General features: G+C 66.7%; 16 protein-coding genes. 4 read left to right on the forward strand and 12 right to left on the reverse strand.

What is annotated here, in order from left to right:
* Nucleotides 1-522: 522 nt before the first annotated feature.
* Nucleotides 523-2,133, reverse strand: coding sequence for a glutamine-hydrolyzing GMP synthase (gene guaA / locus FA90_RS08290; protein ID WP_036167838.1), 1,611 nt, complete (start codon nt 2,131-2,133; stop codon nt 523-525).
* 65 nt (nt 2,134-2,198) lie between these two features.
* Complete coding sequence (gene guaB, locus FA90_RS08295) at nt 2,199-3,659, reverse strand: IMP dehydrogenase (RefSeq protein WP_036167841.1); 1,461 nt, start codon at nt 3,657-3,659, stop codon at nt 2,199-2,201.
* A gap of 140 nt (nt 3,660-3,799) precedes the next feature.
* On the opposite strand from guaB, the gene FA90_RS08300 reads away from it, so the two are divergent.
* A complete protein-coding gene (locus FA90_RS08300; RefSeq protein ID WP_239700593.1) occupies nt 3,800-4,348 on the forward strand; it encodes a DUF4124 domain-containing protein in 549 nt (182 codons plus the stop codon).
* Between the two features lie 96 nt (nt 4,349-4,444).
* On the opposite strand, the gene FA90_RS08305 is transcribed toward FA90_RS08300, so the two are convergent.
* Together FA90_RS08305 and FA90_RS08310 are read right to left on the reverse strand one after the other, a co-directional pair.
* Nucleotides 4,445-4,768: an RnfH family protein gene (locus FA90_RS08305; RefSeq protein WP_051971580.1), complete on the reverse strand. Its 324-nt coding sequence runs from the start codon at nt 4,766-4,768 to the stop codon at nt 4,445-4,447.
* Entirely contained in the window at nt 4,761-5,192 is a 432-nt protein-coding gene (locus tag FA90_RS08310; protein ID WP_036167849.1) for a type II toxin-antitoxin system RatA family toxin, read from the reverse strand. The genes FA90_RS08305 and FA90_RS08310 overlap by 8 nt, the downstream gene beginning before the upstream one ends.
* A 67-nt stretch (nt 5,193-5,259) precedes the next feature.
* Between FA90_RS08310 and smpB the strand changes: the two genes are divergently transcribed.
* Nucleotides 5,260-5,709: an SsrA-binding protein SmpB gene (smpB, locus tag FA90_RS08315; protein WP_036167851.1), complete on the forward strand. Its 450-nt coding sequence runs from the start codon at nt 5,260-5,262 to the stop codon at nt 5,707-5,709.
* Nucleotides 5,710-5,721: 12 nt separating this feature from the next.
* Here the strand turns inward: smpB and yddG are convergent, their stop codons facing one another.
* The 5 genes from yddG to FA90_RS08340 all read right to left on the reverse strand — a co-directional run bounded on the left by yddG (nt 5,722) and on the right by FA90_RS08340 (nt 10,108).
* Nucleotides 5,722-6,609 carry an aromatic amino acid DMT transporter YddG gene (yddG, locus tag FA90_RS08320; RefSeq protein WP_036174815.1) on the reverse strand — a complete coding sequence of 296 codons (888 nt, stop codon included), beginning with the start codon at nt 6,607-6,609 and terminating at the stop codon, nt 5,722-5,724.
* Nucleotides 6,606-7,799 (reverse strand): multidrug effflux MFS transporter, encoded by a 1,194-nt coding sequence (locus FA90_RS08325; RefSeq protein WP_051971582.1) that lies wholly within the window; start codon nt 7,797-7,799, stop codon nt 6,606-6,608. Before FA90_RS08325 ends, yddG begins: the two co-directional genes overlap by 4 nt.
* A gap of 155 nt (nt 7,800-7,954) precedes the next feature.
* Entirely contained in the window at nt 7,955-8,629 is a 675-nt protein-coding gene (gene lepB, locus FA90_RS08330) for a signal peptidase I (protein WP_036167853.1), read from the reverse strand.
* A 115-nt stretch (nt 8,630-8,744) separates the two neighbouring features.
* On the reverse strand, nt 8,745-8,927 hold the full coding sequence (locus FA90_RS26270) for a hypothetical protein (RefSeq protein ID WP_036167857.1): 183 nt from the start codon (nt 8,925-8,927) through the stop codon (nt 8,745-8,747).
* A complete protein-coding gene (locus FA90_RS08340; protein ID WP_051971583.1) occupies nt 8,924-10,108 on the reverse strand; it encodes a PepSY domain-containing protein in 1,185 nt (394 codons plus the stop codon). Before FA90_RS08340 ends, FA90_RS26270 begins: the two co-directional genes overlap by 4 nt.
* A gap of 128 nt (nt 10,109-10,236) precedes the next feature.
* On the opposite strand from FA90_RS08340, the gene FA90_RS08345 reads away from it, so the two are divergent.
* Entirely contained in the window at nt 10,237-12,453 is a 2,217-nt protein-coding gene (locus tag FA90_RS08345; RefSeq protein WP_036167862.1) for a TonB-dependent siderophore receptor, read from the forward strand.
* A gap of 96 nt (nt 12,454-12,549) precedes the next feature.
* Here FA90_RS08345 and FA90_RS08350 read toward each other — a convergent pair whose 3' ends face one another.
* Nucleotides 12,550-13,470 carry an SPFH domain-containing protein gene (locus tag FA90_RS08350; protein WP_036167866.1) on the reverse strand — a complete coding sequence of 307 codons (921 nt, stop codon included), beginning with the start codon at nt 13,468-13,470 and terminating at the stop codon, nt 12,550-12,552.
* Between the two features lie 97 nt (nt 13,471-13,567).
* Nucleotides 13,568-13,990 (reverse strand): NfeD family protein, encoded by a 423-nt coding sequence (locus FA90_RS08355; protein ID WP_036167869.1) that lies wholly within the window; start codon nt 13,988-13,990, stop codon nt 13,568-13,570.
* Between the two features lie 334 nt (nt 13,991-14,324).
* Between FA90_RS08355 and FA90_RS08360 the strand changes: the two genes are divergently transcribed.
* Nucleotides 14,325-15,479, forward strand: a complete 1,155-nt coding sequence (locus tag FA90_RS08360) for a diguanylate cyclase (protein WP_051971584.1) — start codon at nt 14,325-14,327, stop codon at nt 15,477-15,479.
* A 53-nt stretch (nt 15,480-15,532) separates the two neighbouring features.
* On the opposite strand, the gene FA90_RS08365 is transcribed toward FA90_RS08360, so the two are convergent.
* Entirely contained in the window at nt 15,533-15,922 is a 390-nt protein-coding gene (locus FA90_RS08365; protein WP_036167872.1) for a hypothetical protein, read from the reverse strand.
* Nucleotides 15,923-15,925: the final 3 nt, after the last annotated feature.

Consider the following 15,925-nt stretch of genomic DNA (forward strand, 5'->3'; position numbering starts at 1 on the left):
TCGAGGGGCGAAGGCTTCGTGAAGAAAACATCGTAAAGGACCGCCCTTGCGCGGTCGCGCCAGCGATCCTCCGACGCGGTCCACACGATATGCAGTTGACGTACAGCCGGAAATGATTAGGGTGCGCGACAGCCAGATGGCTAAGCACGGCGTGCGCACTGAATCACCATGAGTTTGCTAGTCCCTTGGAAGCCGCAATGGACTTCCCCTATCCTCATAGGCTGCGGAACTCAGTTACGAACACCAGTGCGGAACCCCGATCTCTGAATACTTGAGGTGAGCGTGCGAGTTGATGCCATCCCGCAACTACAGGCCACCGCAAAGCCCGTTACCGCCATGCCAGAGTTTGCGCAGGCAAGCTGGCCTGGAACGTGAGCTTCAATAGCGACTGACCAGCATCGATCGGATCGAATGCCAAGCTTGAGCGGCCTTGAGGCTACCCTCGTTGGATCGCTTAGTTTTAGAAGGCTCGCCGAAGCGAGCCTTTTCCAATTACAGGACATGAATCTCCAAAAGGAAATCCTACTCCCACTCAATCGTCGCCGGCGGTTTCCCCGAAATATCATAAACAACGCGATTCAACCCGCGCACTTCGTTGATGATCCGGTTCGACACGCGTCCGAGCAGATCGTGCGGCAGGTGCGCCCAGTGCGCCGTCATGAAGTCCAGCGTCTGCACAGCGCGCAGCGCGACCACGTATTCGTAGGTGCGGCCGTCGCCCATCACGCCCACCGATTTCACCGGCAGGAACACGGCGAAGGCCTGCGAGGTCGCCTCATACCAGTTGGTCGGGGCCTTGCCCGCATCGATACCCGGCACCATCGGCGCGACGAACGGCGTACTACGCAGTTCTTCGATGAAGATCGCATCCGCCTCGCGCAGCAGGTCGGCGTATTCGCGCTTGACTTCGCCAAGGATGCGCACGCCCAGGCCCGGACCCGGGAACGGGTGACGGTACACCATGTCGTGCGGCAGGCCGAGGGCCACGCCGAGCTTGCGCACCTCGTCCTTGAACAGTTCGCGCAGCGGCTCCAGCAGCTTCAGGTTCAGGGTTTCCGGCAGACCGCCCACGTTGTGGTGGCTCTTGATGGTCTGGCCCTTCTTGCCCTTGCCGGCCGATTCGATCACGTCCGGATAGATCGTGCCCTGGGCCAGCCACTTCGCGCTGGTGAGCTTTTGGGACTCGGCCTGGAACACTTCAACGAACTCGCGGCCGATGATCTTGCGCTTCTGCTCCGGGTCGATCACCCCGGCCAGGTGGCCCATGAACTGGTCGGACGCGTCGATGCGCAGCACCTTCACGCCGAGGTTCTTGGAGAACATGTCCATCACCATCTTGCCTTCGTCCTTGCGCAGCAAGCCGTGGTCGACGAACACGCAGGTCAGCTGGTCGCCGATGGCGCGGTGGATCAGCGCGGCAGCCACGCTCGAGTCGACGCCGCCGGACAGGCCGAGGATGACCTCGTCGGTGCCGACCTGGGCGCGGATCTTCTCGACCGCCTCGGAGATGTAATCCGGCATGTTCCAGTCGCTCTTGCAGCCGCAGATCTCGTGCACGAAGCGGCCGATGATGGCTTCCCCCTGAGTCGTGTGCGTGACTTCCGGGTGGAACTGCAGCGCGTAGAAGCGGCGCTCCTCGTCGGCCATCGCGGCGATCGGGCAGGACGGGGTCGAACCCATCAGCTTGAAGCCTTCCGGCATTTCCAGCACCTTGTCGCCGTGGCTCATCCAGACTTTCAGCATGCCGTGGCCTTCGTCGGTGACGAAGTCGTTGACGCCGTTGAGCAGTCTGGTGTGGCCGCGCGCGCGCACCTCGGCGTAGCCGAATTCGCGTACTTTACCGTTCTCGACCTTGCCGCCCAGCTGGGCCGCCATGGTCTGCATGCCGTAGCAGATGCCGAGCACCGGCACGCCGAGCTCGAACACGGCTTGCGGCGCGCGCGGCGAGTCGCCTTCCAGCGTCGAATTGTGGCTGCCGGACAGGATCACGCCGGACGCGCCGTAGTTGCGCACGAACTCGTCGCCGATGTCGTAGGGGAAGACTTCAGAGAACACGCCGGCGTCGCGCACGCGGCGGGCGATCAGTTGGGTGACCTGGGAACCGAAGTCGAGGATGAGGATCTTGGAGTGCATGTAGTCTTCTGATGGCAAATACGAAAACGCGGCCGTCGTTTCCAGTCGGGCCGCGTTTGGGATTTTTACTCGGTGCGGTAGTTCGGCGCTTCTTTGGTGATCTGCACGTCGTGCACGTGCGATTCGCGCATGCCGGCCGACGTGATCTCGACGAATTCGGCTTTCTCACGCAGTTCTTCGATGCTCGCGCAGCCGCAGTAGCCCATCGACTGGCGCACGCCGCCGACCAGCTGATAGATGATCGCCAGCACGCTGCCCTTGTAGGCGACGCGGCCTTCGATACCTTCAGGCACGAACTTCTCGGCCTTCGACTGCGATTCCTGGAAGTAGCGGTCGGCCGAACCTTCGGCCATCGCGCCCAGCGAACCCATGCCGCGGTAGGATTTGTACGAACGGCCCTGGTACAGGATGACTTCGCCCGGCGCTTCTTCGGTGCCGGCGAACATCGAGCCCATCATGACGGTGTGGGCGCCGGCAGCCAGCGCCTTGGAGATGTCGCCCGAGAAGCGGATGCCGCCGTCGGCGATGCACGGCACGCCGGTGCCGGCCAGCGCCTCGGCCACGTTCGAGATCGCGGTGACTTGCGGCACGCCCACGCCGGCCACGATGCGGGTGGTGCAGATCGAACCCGGGCCGATGCCGACCTTGACCGCGTCGGCGCCGGCTTCGACCAGCGCGCGCGCGGCGGCCGCGGTGGCGATGTTGCCGCCGATGACGTCAACTTGCGGATAGGTGTCCTTGATCCATTTCACGCGGTCCAGGATGCCTTGCGAGTGGCCGTGGGCGGTGTCGACCACCAGCACGTCCACGCCGGCCTTGACCAGCAGCTCCACGCGTTCCTTGTCCTTGTCGCCCACGCCGACGGCGGCGCCGACCAGCAGCTTGCCCTGCGCATCCTTGGACGCGTTCGGGTGCTCGTGCGACTTCAAGATGTCCTTGACCGTGATCAGGCCGCGCAGCTCGAACTCGTCGTTGACGACCAGCACACGCTCCAGGCGGTGCTTGTTCATCAGGCGCTTGGCTTCCTCGGTGCCGGCGTCTTCGCTCACGGTCACCAGCTTTTCGCGCGGGGTCATCTTGGCGCGCGCTTCCGCCTCCAGGTCTTCCTCGAAACGCAGGTCGCGGTTGGTGATGATGCCGACCACCTGCTTGCCTTCGACCACCGGGAAGCCGCTGATGCCGTGCTGCTGCGCCAGCGCCAGGACTTCGCGGATCTTCACGTCCGGCCCGATCGTGATCGGGTCCCTCAGCACGCCGGCTTCATAGCGCTTGACGCGCGCCACTTCGCGAGCCTGGTCGGCAGGACGCAGGTTCTTGTGGATGATGCCGATGCCGCCTTCCTGGGCCATCGCGATCGCGAGCTGGGCTTCGGTCACGGTGTCCATCGCGGCCGAGATCACCGGGATGTTCAGCGAGATGTTGCGGGTCAGCTTGGTGCGCAGCGAGGTATTGGCCGGGAGGATGTTGGAATAGGCCGGGACGAGCAGCACGTCATCGAACGTGAGTGCTTTCTGGAGGAGACGCATAGTTTATTTCCTATAGGCGCAAAAGCGAATTATACAGAAAGTCTTGGCAATCGTCCTATCGACCGCCAAAAATGGCCCGGGCATCGCCGGCCCTCGATTGACAGCCGAACCGAATCGTGGCGAAATCAGGACATTATTCTGTGGAAACAATTAAGGAAATCGTGATCACCGCATCCCCCATGAACCGGCGCGCGCTGCGCCTGGCCTGCGCCGGCGCGCTGATGCTGCTGGCGCAGTTCGCGCCGCAGTTCGCCCACGCGCAGTATTCCTGGATCGACGACAAGGGCAGCCGGGTGTTTTCCGACCGCCCGCCGCCTCCGGGCACGCCGGCCAATCGCATCCTGAAGACGCCGCGCCGCCCTGGCGCCGACGACAATGCGCTGGCGCTTGCCGTCGCGTCCCCTGCCCCGCTTGATGCACCCAAGCAACCGGGCCTGGCCGACCGCGAAGCCGACTATCGCAAGCGCCAGAGCCAGCGCCAGGAAGACGAGAAAAAGGCGCAGGCCGAGGCCGCGCACAAGGCCGACCTGCAACAGATGTGCGCCGATACACGCCAGGCGGAAGCACAGCTGGCCTCGGGCGTGCGCATCAGCCAGATGAGCGCCGACGGCGAGCGCAGCTATATGTCGGACGAGGAACGGGCGCGCCGGCTTGCGCGCACGCGCGAGTCGCTGGCGCAGTGCCGATGATGCCGCGGCGCCATCGATGCGGGGCCGGGGCGGCGTCCGCGAGCGGCGCTGCCGGACTTGCTGCGACGCAGCTTGCGTCGACTGGCCGGCCGGACGTCAAGTACGCCCGAGCTTAGCCGCGCGCTTGCGCCGCGAATCCTTCGGATCGGCCACGAGCGGCCGGTAGATTTCGATGCGGTCGCGCTCGCGTAACACCGTATCGAGCGTCTTCTTCTTGCCGTAGATGCCGACCGGCTGCGTCACCAGGTTGATCTCGGGGAAGCTTTGCAGCACGCCGCTGCGCTCGATCGCCTGGCCGATGGTCGTGCCCGGCTCGACGCGCATCGGATGCAGGAATTCGCGTTGCGGCGTCGCGTACAGCACGTAGACCTGCACTTCAGCGCCGAAGTCAGCCACTGAGTCAGCCACTGGCTCAACCATACACCGCCTCGGCGCGCTTGCAAAAGGAATCGACCATCGTGTTGGCGATCATGCCGAACACCGGTCCGACGATCTGCTCGAGAATGATGTTCGAGAATTCGTATTGCATGTCGAAGTCGATCTTGCAGGCGTCGGCGCGCAGCGCCTTGAAACTCCAGACCGCCTCGAGCATCTTGAAAGGACCGTCGACCAGGTGCATCTTCATCTGGGTCGGACGCTGGTTGTGATTCGACGTGGTGAAGCTCTGCTTGACCCCATGAAAGTTGATCTGCAACGCCGCGACGAGTTTGTCGTCGCTCCTTTCGACCAGTTTCACGCCGCTGCACCAGGGCAGGAATTTTGGATAGTCTTCGACTTTTGCGACGAGGTCGAACATTTGCTCGGCGCTGTAGCCCAAGAAAACTGATTTGTGCACTACTGCCATGTGTCAGCCGTTTGTTATGATGTCGGATACCCTATAGTTTAACCGACGCGCGTATTTTCGCTATTTCATGAGCATTATTGATAATAAGAAAGCCTTTTTCGACTATTTCATCGAGGACCGCTATGAGGCCGGCCTGGTGCTGGAGGGCTGGGAAGTCAAGGCAATCCGGGATGGACGGGTCCAGATCAAGGAGGCCTATGTCGTCGTCCGCAATGGCGAACTGTATCTGTTCGGCGCGCACATCAGCCCATTGAGCACGGTCTCGGGATGGAGTCATCCGGAAGCCCTGCGTACCCGCAAGCTGCTGCTGCACAAGGCGGAAATCGACAAGCTGGTCGGCAAGGTCGAGCGCTCCGGCTACACGCTGGTGCCGCTCAACCTGCACTTCAAGGGCGGCCGCGTGAAATGCGAAGTCGGCCTGGCCAAGGGCAAGAAGCAGCACGACAAGCGCGACACTGAACGCGACCGCGACGCCAAGCGCGAGGTCGAGAAGGCGATGAAGCAGATTCGCCGCTGATACGCCCGCGCGCTAGCGCCCGGCGCGCGTCGCCAGCCAGCACAGGACCGATCCTGCGCACACCATCGCCGCGCCCTGCCAGAACGCGCGCGGCAGGCCCGCGTGCAAGACCTGCGACGCCAGCGCCGACGACAGTACCGGGATGAAGTACGACGCCCCGGCCAGCAGCGTGACGTTCCCGCGCAGGATGCCGACGTTCCAGGCCGCGTAGCCGAAACCCATGGCGCCTGCGGCCAGCACCAGGCAGAGCAGCGCATGCAGGTCCACGTGCAGCGTGCTGCCGCCCTGGGCAAGGTACTTGATCCAGAGCGCTGCGGCGGTGAGCATGAAGAACAGCGTGACGCCGTTCTTGCCGCCGGCGATGCGTGGGGTGATGGTGCAATAGCCGGCCCAGATCAGGGCCCCGGCCAGCGCCAGGCCGTAACTGTGAGGGTTGTCGCGCACGTTCGCCGCCATCGCCGCGCCATCGAACCCGTGCTCCCCGCCCAGGACCCGGCACACGCCTGCCAGCGCCAGCGCGACGCCCGGCGCGATCAGCCAACTGGCCTTCTGGCCGTTGAACAGGATCGCGAACAGCATCGTCAGCGCGGGCCACAAATAGTTCACCATGCCGACTTCGATCGCCTGGCGGTTCGTGTGCGCATGGCCGATCGACAGCGACAGGCAGATTTCGTAGCTCACGAACAGCACGCTGCCCCACACCAGATAGGCGCGCGGGAAATCGCGCACCTTGCCCAGGCCGACCGTGGCCAGGAGCAGGAGCGCGGCCAGCGTGTACATCGCCGCTGCGCCCCCGGTCGGTCCGAGCGCCTGGCTCACGCTGCGCAGCAGGCCGACGACCGAACTCCACAGCAGCACGGCCGACAGGCCGGTCAGCGTGGCGCGGGCGCGCAGGCTCACGCCACCGCCCTGCCCCGCGCCAGCGCGTAGCCCAGCCGGCATGCCGCGAAGCTTGCCGCCAGGCCGATCGCCACGCCGCAGGCGATCTTGAAGGCGCTGCCGAACAGCAGCGGCGCGACCAGGCCCGAGACCAGCGCGAACGACATCATCTGGATGAAGGACAGCATCGACGAGGCCAGGCCGCGGTTCTCCGGGAACAGGCCGAGCGCGCCGACCTGGATCGCCGGCATCGCCACCGCCAGGCCGAAGGTGTAGACCATCAGCGGCAGCACCGCCCACGGCACCGTGACGTCGCTGCCCGCCCAGGCGGTATAGCCGACGTTCAGCACGCAGGCCAGCAGCATGGTGCCGAAGCCGATCGCGCGCAAGGTCGCCGCCGGCATCTTCGTGGCGCGCTTGCCGCCCCAGGCCGAGCCGATCACCATGCCCGAGATCAGCGGAATGAACATCCAGGCGAACGCGGTCTCGGGCAGGTGCAGGATGTCCATGATGAAGTTGGCCGCCGAGCCGATGTACAGCGAAAGCCCGCCGAAGGCCAGGCCGACCGACAGCGACAGCAGCAGGAACTGCGGATGGCCGAGCACCTTGACGTAGTTGCGCGCGATCGAGCCGGGGTGGAAGGCGTGGCGCTTGTCTACAGGCAGGCTCTCCGGCAGCAGGCGCAGGCAGGTGACCAGCATCAGCGCGCCGAAGATCGCCAGGAACACGAAGGTCGCGCGCCAGCCGAAGCTGACGAACAGCCAGCCGCCCAGGATCGGCGCCACCGCCGGCGCCAGGCCGAAGACCATCATCACGTGCGACATGATGCGCTGGGCGTCGGCCCCGGTGAAGCGGTCCTGCACAATGGCCTGGCCGATCACCGAGCCGGCGCCGGCCGACATGCCCTGCAGCGCGCGGCACAGCAGCAGCCAGCCGAAGGTCGGCGCGCAGGCCGCGCCGGCGGACGCCGCGGTGTAGACCACGAGCGCGACCAGGATCACCGGGCGGCGCCCGAACGAGTCCGACAGGGTCCCGTAGAACAGCATCATGAACGCGAACATGAACAGGAACACGCTCAAGGTCTGCTGGACCGCGACCGGGCCGACCGCGAACGCGCGCCCGATCGCCGGCATCGAGGGAAGATAAGTGTCGATCGCCAGCGCCCCGACCATACCGAGACAGGCCAGGATCACCGTCAGCAGTCGCTGCATGGAGGTCGCCTTTCAGAATCCGAAAGGCGCGATTGTACGGGATTGTCGGCTTGACAGCGCAGCGGCGCTGCGATCACCCCAGGGGTCCGCCTGCCCGCGCGCGCGTGCCTGACGTGCGCGCGGGTGCGGCGAACGGTCGATGATCGGTCGGGCGCTCAGTCGGCCCGGTAAAGCGACATGCCGAAGCGCTCGGTGCGCGGCATCCAGTTGCCCTGGTAGTCGGCGGAGACCAGCACGCGTTCGGCGCGGCCGATCAGGTTCTTGCGCGGCACCAGGCCGATGTAGCGCGAGTCGGCGCTGTTGTCGCGGTTATCGCCCAGCATCAGGTACTGGCCGGACGGCACCGTGACCGGGCCGAAGTTGCGCGCCGCGTTCACCTCCGGCAGCAGCTGGATGTGGCGCGGGCGGCCGTTGATCGACTCGTCGAGCTGCACCGCGCGCAGCGCCGAGCCGCCGACCGAATCGAGCGACTCCTCGACCACGCGGTAATTGGCGCCGCGGCCGTTGATGTAGAGGCGCTCGTTGCGCATCTCGACGGTGTCGCCGGGCAGCGCGACCAGGCGCTTGATCAGCAGCATGCCGTCCTTCGGCGAGTGGAAGGTGACGATGTCGCCGCGCGCCGGCTCGCCCATGTGGGCCACGACGACGTCGGTCAGCGGCACCTTCAGGTCGAACGCCATGCGGTTGACCAGCACCACGTCGCCCTCGAGCAGGTTGGGATGCATCGAGGCCGAGGGGATCGGGTTCCAGTCCGCGACCGCGGTGCGGAACACGCCGAACATCACGAGGAAGGCCAGGAAGCCTTTGTTGTTGCGCACCCAGTTTTTCACCGCACGACTCCCCGCTTGTTGTTGTGTCAAGCAGAGTTATACGCCGTATTGCAGGTGCAATGCTTAACCGAGAATTAAGTGCCTCCGGCGCATGATGCCGGCGCATGGTGCAGGGCTAGCGGTGCGGCGACGCGGGCGGCTTGAGCACGTGGCGGCAAGCCACCGCCAGCGGCGTCGCCAGCGCCAGGGCGGCGACCCAGTCCCACACGCCATCCCCGAGCAGGCCCGCGCCGAGCCCGAACACACTCAGCACGCCGAGCAGGACCGGCATGCCCCACAGCCTGCGCGAGGCGCTCATCGGCTGCCCTCGGCGCTGCCCTCGCGCACGGGCGCCTGCGCGCGCGCCGGTGCAGGCGCCCTGGCCTGCGCCGCACGCCCGCGCCGGATCCACAGGTACAAGCCGCTGCCCAGCACCACGATGGTGGCGACGTCGAGCAGCGCCCACACCAGCTTGAGCGGCGCGCCGCCGTAGTCGCCGAAGTGCAGCGGCTGCGACAGCAGCAGCACGGTCAGGTACCAGGGCAGCGAGCGCTGGTCGGCCACCTGGCTGGTTCGCGCATCGACCAGCACCGGCTTGACCAGGCGTGCGGTCAGCGCGCGGTCGCCGCGCATGTAGACGCCGTAATGGTGCGGGCTGGCGAAACCGGTGCCCGGGAAGGCGATGAAGGCGACCTGCATCCCCGGCTGGGCCGCGCGCGCATTGGCCACGCTGGCCTCCATCGACGCCATCGGCGCCTTCGGGTCGAGCGGCGGCAAGCCGGCATGCGACTTGACCATCGCCGCCACCTCGGTCGACTGCCAGACCTGCAGCAGCACGTCGGCCAGCGTGTTCATCACGCCGGTGGCGCCGACCACCAGCGCCCACGCCAGCGTGACGATGCCGAGCAGGTTGTGCAGGTCGAGCCACTTCAGGCGCGCGGTGCGGCCATGGCGCACGGTGCCGAAGTCGAGCTTGCGCATGAAGGGCGCGTAGAGCACCACGCCGGAGACGATGGCGGTTAACAGCAGCAGCCCCATCGCGCCCAGGAACAGCTTGCCCCACTGCCCGGCGAACAGGTCGACGTGCAGGTGATACAGGAACTGCAGCACGCCGCCGCCTTCGATCGGCGGCTCGCCGACGAACTTCGCGGTGCGCGCGTCGATGCCGATCGAGACGAAATGCGGGTCGTCGATACGGTCGCCCATGGTCAGGAACCACATGTCGGGGTCTTCGGGCTCCTGCGACATGAACATCATGACCTTGCCCGGATAGCGCGCCTTGCCGGCGGCGATGACCTGGTCGAGGCTGGCATGCGGCGGCTTGCCGGACAGTGCAACGGGCAAGGCCGGCGCTTCGATCTCGGCGCCGCTCAGTTCGGCCAGCTCCTCGTGATAGATCAGCGGCAGGCCGGTCAGGCACAGCAGCAGCATGAAGGCGGTGCAAACCAGGCTGCTCCACTTGTGGATCCAGGACCAGCGGCGAAGATTGGCGGGAGACATCGTCAGAGAATGAGGGGACTGCGTGGGGCCGCGTGGCGGTCGAGGTCAGATGTTAATAGTTCTCATTTACGAATGCAAGCGGGGTCGCTATAATGAGAATTATTCTCATCAATACGAAGAAGAAATCCATGAAGAACATTGTCCATCCCCGCACCGCGCTGACCCCGATCGCCGTCGCCGCCCTGCTGCTGGCGGCCGGCGCGGCCCATGCGCAGACCGGCGCGCAAAGCGCCGCGCAGACCGGCGATGATGCAGGCGCGCAGGCGCCGGTGCCGACCGTCGTGGTCAGCGCGTCGGCCGACGCCTCGGCCCAGGGGCTGCCCTCGGCCTACGCCGGCGGCCAGGTCGCGCGCGGCGGCCGCCTGGGGCTGCTGGGCAACGTCGACATCATGGATTCGCCCTTCAACAGCACCAACTACACGATGTCGCTGATCCAGGCGCAGCAGGCCAAGGGCGTGGCCGACGTGCTGGCCAACGACCCCTCGGTGCGCGTCGCGCGCGGCTTCGGCAACTTCCAGGAACTGTACGTCATCCGCGGCTTCCCGGTGAACTCGGACGACATCGCCTACAACGGCCTGTACGGCCTGCTGCCGCGCCAGTTCGTCGCCTCCGAGCTGCTCGAGCGCGTCGAAGTGCTGCGCGGCGCGAACAGCTTCGTGAACGGCGCCGCGCCGGGCGGCGGCAACATCGGCGGCTCGGTCAACCTGGTCCCGAAGCGCGCGCCCAACGCGCCGCTCAACGAGATCACGGTTGGCGTCGACTCGGGCGGCCAGGGTTACGTGGCCGCCGACGTCGCGCGCCGCCTGGGCGAAGGCGAGCGCCTGGGCGTGCGCATCAACGCCGTGCGGCGCGACGGCGACACCGCGGTCGACCGCGAGAAGCGCCAGCTGACCGTGTTCTCGGTCGGCATGGACTACCGCGGCGACAATTACCGCCTGTCGGCCGACGTCGGCCACCAGGACCACCAGCTGACCGACCCGCGTCCGAGCGTGAGCGCGGGCGCAAACCTGCCGATCCCGGCCGCCCCGGACGCCGACAAGAACTTCGGCCAGCCCTGGACGCGCTCGCAGGAACGCGACACCTTCGGCACCGTGCGCGGCGAAATCGACCTGGCCCCGAACGTGGTCGGCTGGGCCGCGTTCGGCATGCGCAGCGGTCACGAATTCAATTCGCTGGCCTCGCCCACGACGACCGACACGGCCGGCGGCACCGCCGCCTACCGCTTCGACAACGTGCGCGACGACATCGACCGCACCGGCGAGATCGGCGTGCGCGGCGAGCTGCGCACCGGCGCCGTCAAGCACACCATCAGCGCCACCGCGTCGACCTTCGAGGGCCGCTCGAAGAACGCCTACGCGCTGTCGGACTTCAGCGGCTTCGCGTCGAACCTGTACCGCCCGCTGGACGCCGCCGCGCCGCCGGCCACCTTCTACACCGGCGGTGCGATGGACAACCCGCTGCTGACCAACAAGGTAATCCTGGGCAGCTATGCGCTGGCCGACACCCTGGCGATGCTGGACGACTCGGTGCGCCTGACCGTCGGCCTGCGCCACCAGATGCTCAAGAATGTCAGCTACGACTACAACAGCGGTGCTGCACAGACCCGCTACGACCGCAGCGCCAACACGCCGGTGGTCGGGATCGTCTACCGTCCGCTCAAGAGCGTCTCGGTGTACGCCAACTACGCCGAAGCGTTGCAGCAGGGCCCGACGGCGGCCGGCACCGAGATCGTCAACCAGGGCCAGATCTTCGAGCCCTACGTCTCGCGCCAGAAGGAAGTCGGTGTCAAGTACGACGGCGGCAAGCTGGGCGGCAGCGTCGCCTTCTTCACCACATCGCAGCCGCTGGGCAACGTACAGGACCGCGTGTTCGGCGTATTCGGCTCGCAAAAGAACCAGGGTATCGAGCTGTCGGTATTCGGCATGCCGATGCATGGACTGCGCGTGCTGGGCGGCCTGACCCTGCTCGAGACCGAACAGCGCGACACCGGCGTCGCGGCCACCGAAGGCAAGGATGCGATCGGCGTGCCGCGCACGCAGCTGAACCTGGGCGTCGACTGGGACGTCCCGGGCATGCCGGGCATGGCGCTGGACGCGCGTACCCTGTACACCTCGCACCAGTACGCCGACGCCGGCAACACCCAGCAGCTGCCGTCCTGGACACGCCTGGACCTGGGCGCCAGCTACACGACCCGCCTGATGGACCGCGACGTCACGCTGCGCGCGCGCGTCGACAACGTCACCGACCGTGCCTACTGGGCCTCGGCCGGCGGCTATCCGGGCTATGGCTACCTGGTGCTGGGCGCGCCGCGCACCTTCGGGCTGACGGCGACGGTCGGCTTCTGAGGCGCGACGGCGTCTTCGGACCGGTCCGGGGCGCAGCGCTTCACGCGCGCGCACCGAGCCGGCGCCCGGCGCTCATCTCTGCGCTTATTTCTGCGCTTATTTCTGTGCCTTGACGATCTGCAGCGCACTCGCGATCAAGCCGCTCATGTCGCCCAGGTCGGCCGGCACGATGATCGAATTGTTGGTCTTGGCCAGCTTGCCGAAGGCGCCGACGTATTCCTCGGCCACGCGCAGATTGACCGCATCCATCCCGCCCGGCGAGGCGATCGCCGCGCCGACCTGGCGCAGGGCCGTCGCGCTGGCGTCGGCCAGGGCCACGATCGCGGCGGCCTCGCCCTGGGCGCGGTTGATCGCCGCCTGCTTCTCGCCTTCCGAGCGCGCGATCGCCGCTTCGCGCTCGCCGCTGGCGATGTTGATCGCTTCCTGGCGCCGGCCCTCCGAGGCGGCGATCAGCGCGCGCTTTTCGCGCTCGGCGGTGATCTGGCGCTGCATCGAATGCAGGATCTCGGCCGGCGGGGTCAGGTCCTTGATCTCGTAGCGCAGCACCTTCACGCCCCAGTTGGCGGCCGACTCGTCGATCGCGTTGACGATCGTCGTGTTGATGTGGTCGCGCTCCTCGAAGGTCTTGTCCAGCTCCATGCGGCCGATCACGCTGCGCAGCGTGGTCTGCGCCAGCTGGGTGATCGCCTGGATGTAGTTGGAAGCGCCGTAGGACGCGCGCATCGCGTCGGTGACCTGGAAGTACAGGATGCCGTCGACCTGCAGCTGGGTATTGTCCTTGGTGATGCAGACCTGCGGCGGCACGTCGAGCGGGATCTCCTTCAGGCTGTGCTTGTAGGCGATGCGGTCGACGAACGGCACCACGATGTTCAGGCCCGGCGCCAGAGTGGCGTGGTACTTCCCTAGCCGCTCGACCACCCAGGCATGCTGCTGCGGCACCACGTTGATGGTCTTGATGACGAACACGATGGCGACGACGAGGATCACCAGCGCGACGGTTCCGAACGAGAATTCCATGACGTCTCCTTGTTGTTACGGCATGCCGAACATCGGCGTGCCGGCGATGGCGCCGCAGCGGCGGACAGCATATAAAGTACCTGCCCGCGCGCGGTCCTCATGAATTGGCCACCACCAGGCGGCTGCCCTGCACTTCGACGATGCGGAAGTCGCCCGGATGCGCGGTCGCACCCTGCCCCAGCTCGACGTCCCACAGCGCGCCGCGGTACATCACGCGCGCGCGGCCGCCGTCCCAGGCCGGCACGGTCACGCGCTGGCCGATGTCGAGGTTGACGTTGCGGTCACGCGCGGCGTCGTGGCGCGCCGGACGGCCCAGGCGCGACCGGTGCAGCAGCCACACGGTGGACGCGCCCACGGCGGCGCCCGCGATGGCCTGCAGCGCCAGGCCGGCGCCGAGCAAGGCGACGATGCCGCCGACGCCCAGGCCGATCGCGATCATCAGCAAATAGAAGGTGCCGCTGAACAGTTCCAGCACCACCAGTACGCCGGCCGCCACCAGCCAGCCCATCCAGTCAGCCATGGTCTCCTCCTTGCGGTATGCCGACAAAAAACCCCCGGCGCCCGGCCGGGCGACGAGGGTGCTGTCGGATGCATGCGGTGAATCATCGTCCCCGGTCGGATGTCTTGTTCTTAGTGTAACGTGTCTGTGCCGCGAGTCAACGCCAGAGCGCCGCCCTGACAGCTTATTTGACCGACTTGCTCGGCATGTTTGCCAAATAGACATATTACTCTAGGGATTTGGATACTTTTTTGATACTATGGGCAATGATTAATTTGTAACTCGTGCTGTCGCACCGCCGCGTTATCTTCCTGGCTTGCCTTTGATGCTGAGTGCCCTGAGCCTTCTTTTCGTCATGATGTCCTTGTCCATCATGATGCTGTTCGTGCTGCATTCACTGTCGCACAGCGATGCCCGCGGTATCCGCGAGTGGACGATCGCCAATGGACTGGCGGCGCTGGCGCTGCCGCTGGTCGCCGCGCGCGGCATCATCCCCGACTGGCTGTCGATCGAAGTCTCCAATCTCCTGCTGATGGGTACCTCGGCCCTGATGCTGGCCGGCTTTCGCCGCCATGCGGGCCTGGGCACGCCGTGGCCGGCGCTAGGCGCAGGCACGGCGGCCGGCTTCGCGCTGGTCGCCGGCTTTCACCTGGTGGTCGACTCGATGGCGATCCGCGTGGTCGTCACCTCCACCTACCATGCGGTGCTTGCGCTGGCGATGGGCGTGACGCTGCGGCGCACGATGGCGAGCGCGCCGCGCCGCTACCCGGTGCGCTTCACGACCTGGTCGGCATTCGCCGTGGCCGCCGGCATGCTGGCGCGCGCCGTGGTCTATGGATTGCGCGCGAGCGGCGTGCTGCGCCTCGACGATTCGCCTTTGACGATCTTCTTCTTCTCGATCGGCACGCTGGCCCTGCCGATGCTGACCCTGGGCGCGGTGATGATGACCAACGCCGGCATCATCGCGCGCGCCACCTATGCCGCCGACCACGACCACCTCACCGGCGCCTGCTCGCGCCGCGCCTTCTTCGCACTGGCCGAACGCGAACGCGCGCGCGCGCAGCGCAGGCGCGGCGCGCTGTCGCTGCTGCTGTTCGACGTCGACCACTTCAAGCGCATCAACGACAGCTACGGCCACGCGACCGGCGACCGCGTGCTGGCCGAGATCGTCCTGCATACGCGCAGCGTGGTGCGCGCGATCGACGTCTGCGGCCGGCTCGGCGGCGAGGAGTTCGCCGTGCTGCTGCCGGATACCGGCGAAGGCATGGCCATGCAGGCGGCCGAACGCCTGCGCGCGGCGCTGGAGCGTGCTTCGCGTGCGGCACCGGGCAGCGCCGGCGTGCCCTACACGGTCAGCATCGGCGTGGCCACGCTGGCGCCGGGCGAGACCGTCGCCGCCATGCTCTCGCGCGCCGACCAGGCGCTGTACGCGGCCAAGGCGGGCGGACGCAATACGGTGGTGGCGGCGCCCTCGGGCGCGGAAAGGCTGCGCGAGGCGTCGGCGGGCTAGGCGCCACGGCCGCCCGCGGCTCAGTGCCGGCTCGGTGGCCGCTGCATGCTCGATCAGTGCCCGCCGAGTGCGTTCGCGGGCGCAGGCGTGCGCGTGGGCGCTGCCGCGCGTGCGGCGCAGCTTTGCGTGCAGCGCTGGTAAGTGCTGTCGCAGCTGCCCAGGCGCTGCTGCTTGCGGTTCTGGTCACCGACGGCGTCGAGCGCGCGCTGCTCGGGACGCGCCACCTCCTCCTGCGCAGTGCGCGCGAACGGATTACGGTGCGGCGTGTCGTTCAAGGTAAAGAGTTCTTCCTTCGTCTGCAAGCGGGCCTGGGCCCGGCATGCGTTCTGCTCGGAAGCGCACATCGATGTGCAGAAGGCGGGGTCGTCGGCCGGCGGCGCGGCGCGGCAGACGTCGAAGGCGGTGACGGCGAGGCAGGCGAACAGTACGGCGAATCGATTCATCGT

The sequence above is a fragment of the Massilia sp. 9096 genome, from assembly GCF_000745265.1.
Taxonomy (GTDB): Bacteria; Pseudomonadota; Gammaproteobacteria; order Burkholderiales; family Burkholderiaceae_D; genus Telluria.

What these genes read in the sequence shown, in the direction of transcription:
- FA90_RS08310 (WP_036167849.1), bottom strand. Translation starts at nt 5,192, where the DNA reads ATGGCAGTAGTGCACAAATCAGTTTTCTTGGGCTACAGCGCCGAGCAA.
- FA90_RS08325 (WP_051971582.1), bottom strand. Translation starts at nt 7,799, where the DNA reads ATGCAGCGACTGCTGACGGTGATCCTGGCCTGTCTCGGTATGGTCGGG.
- guaB (WP_036167841.1), bottom strand. Translation starts at nt 3,659, where the DNA reads ATGCGTCTCCTCCAGAAAGCACTCACGTTCGATGACGTGCTGCTCGTC.
- FA90_RS08305 (WP_051971580.1), bottom strand. Translation starts at nt 4,768, where the DNA reads ATGGTTGAGCCAGTGGCTGACTCAGTGGCTGACTTCGGCGCTGAAGTG.
- guaA (WP_036167838.1), bottom strand. Translation starts at nt 2,133, where the DNA reads ATGCACTCCAAGATCCTCATCCTCGACTTCGGTTCCCAGGTCACCCAA.
- FA90_RS26270 (WP_036167857.1), bottom strand. Translation starts at nt 8,927, where the DNA reads ATGAGCGCCTCGCGCAGGCTGTGGGGCATGCCGGTCCTGCTCGGCGTG.
- FA90_RS08340 (WP_051971583.1), bottom strand. Translation starts at nt 10,108, where the DNA reads ATGTCTCCCGCCAATCTTCGCCGCTGGTCCTGGATCCACAAGTGGAGC.
- FA90_RS08360 (WP_051971584.1), top strand. Translation starts at nt 14,325, where the DNA reads ATGATGTCCTTGTCCATCATGATGCTGTTCGTGCTGCATTCACTGTCG.
- FA90_RS08345 (WP_036167862.1), top strand. Translation starts at nt 10,237, where the DNA reads ATGAAGAACATTGTCCATCCCCGCACCGCGCTGACCCCGATCGCCGTC.
- FA90_RS08355 (WP_036167869.1), bottom strand. Translation starts at nt 13,990, where the DNA reads ATGGCTGACTGGATGGGCTGGCTGGTGGCGGCCGGCGTACTGGTGGTG.
- FA90_RS08350 (WP_036167866.1), bottom strand. Translation starts at nt 13,470, where the DNA reads ATGGAATTCTCGTTCGGAACCGTCGCGCTGGTGATCCTCGTCGTCGCC.
- smpB (WP_036167851.1), top strand. Translation starts at nt 5,260, where the DNA reads ATGAGCATTATTGATAATAAGAAAGCCTTTTTCGACTATTTCATCGAG.
- FA90_RS08365 (WP_036167872.1), bottom strand. Translation starts at nt 15,922, where the DNA reads ATGAATCGATTCGCCGTACTGTTCGCCTGCCTCGCCGTCACCGCCTTC.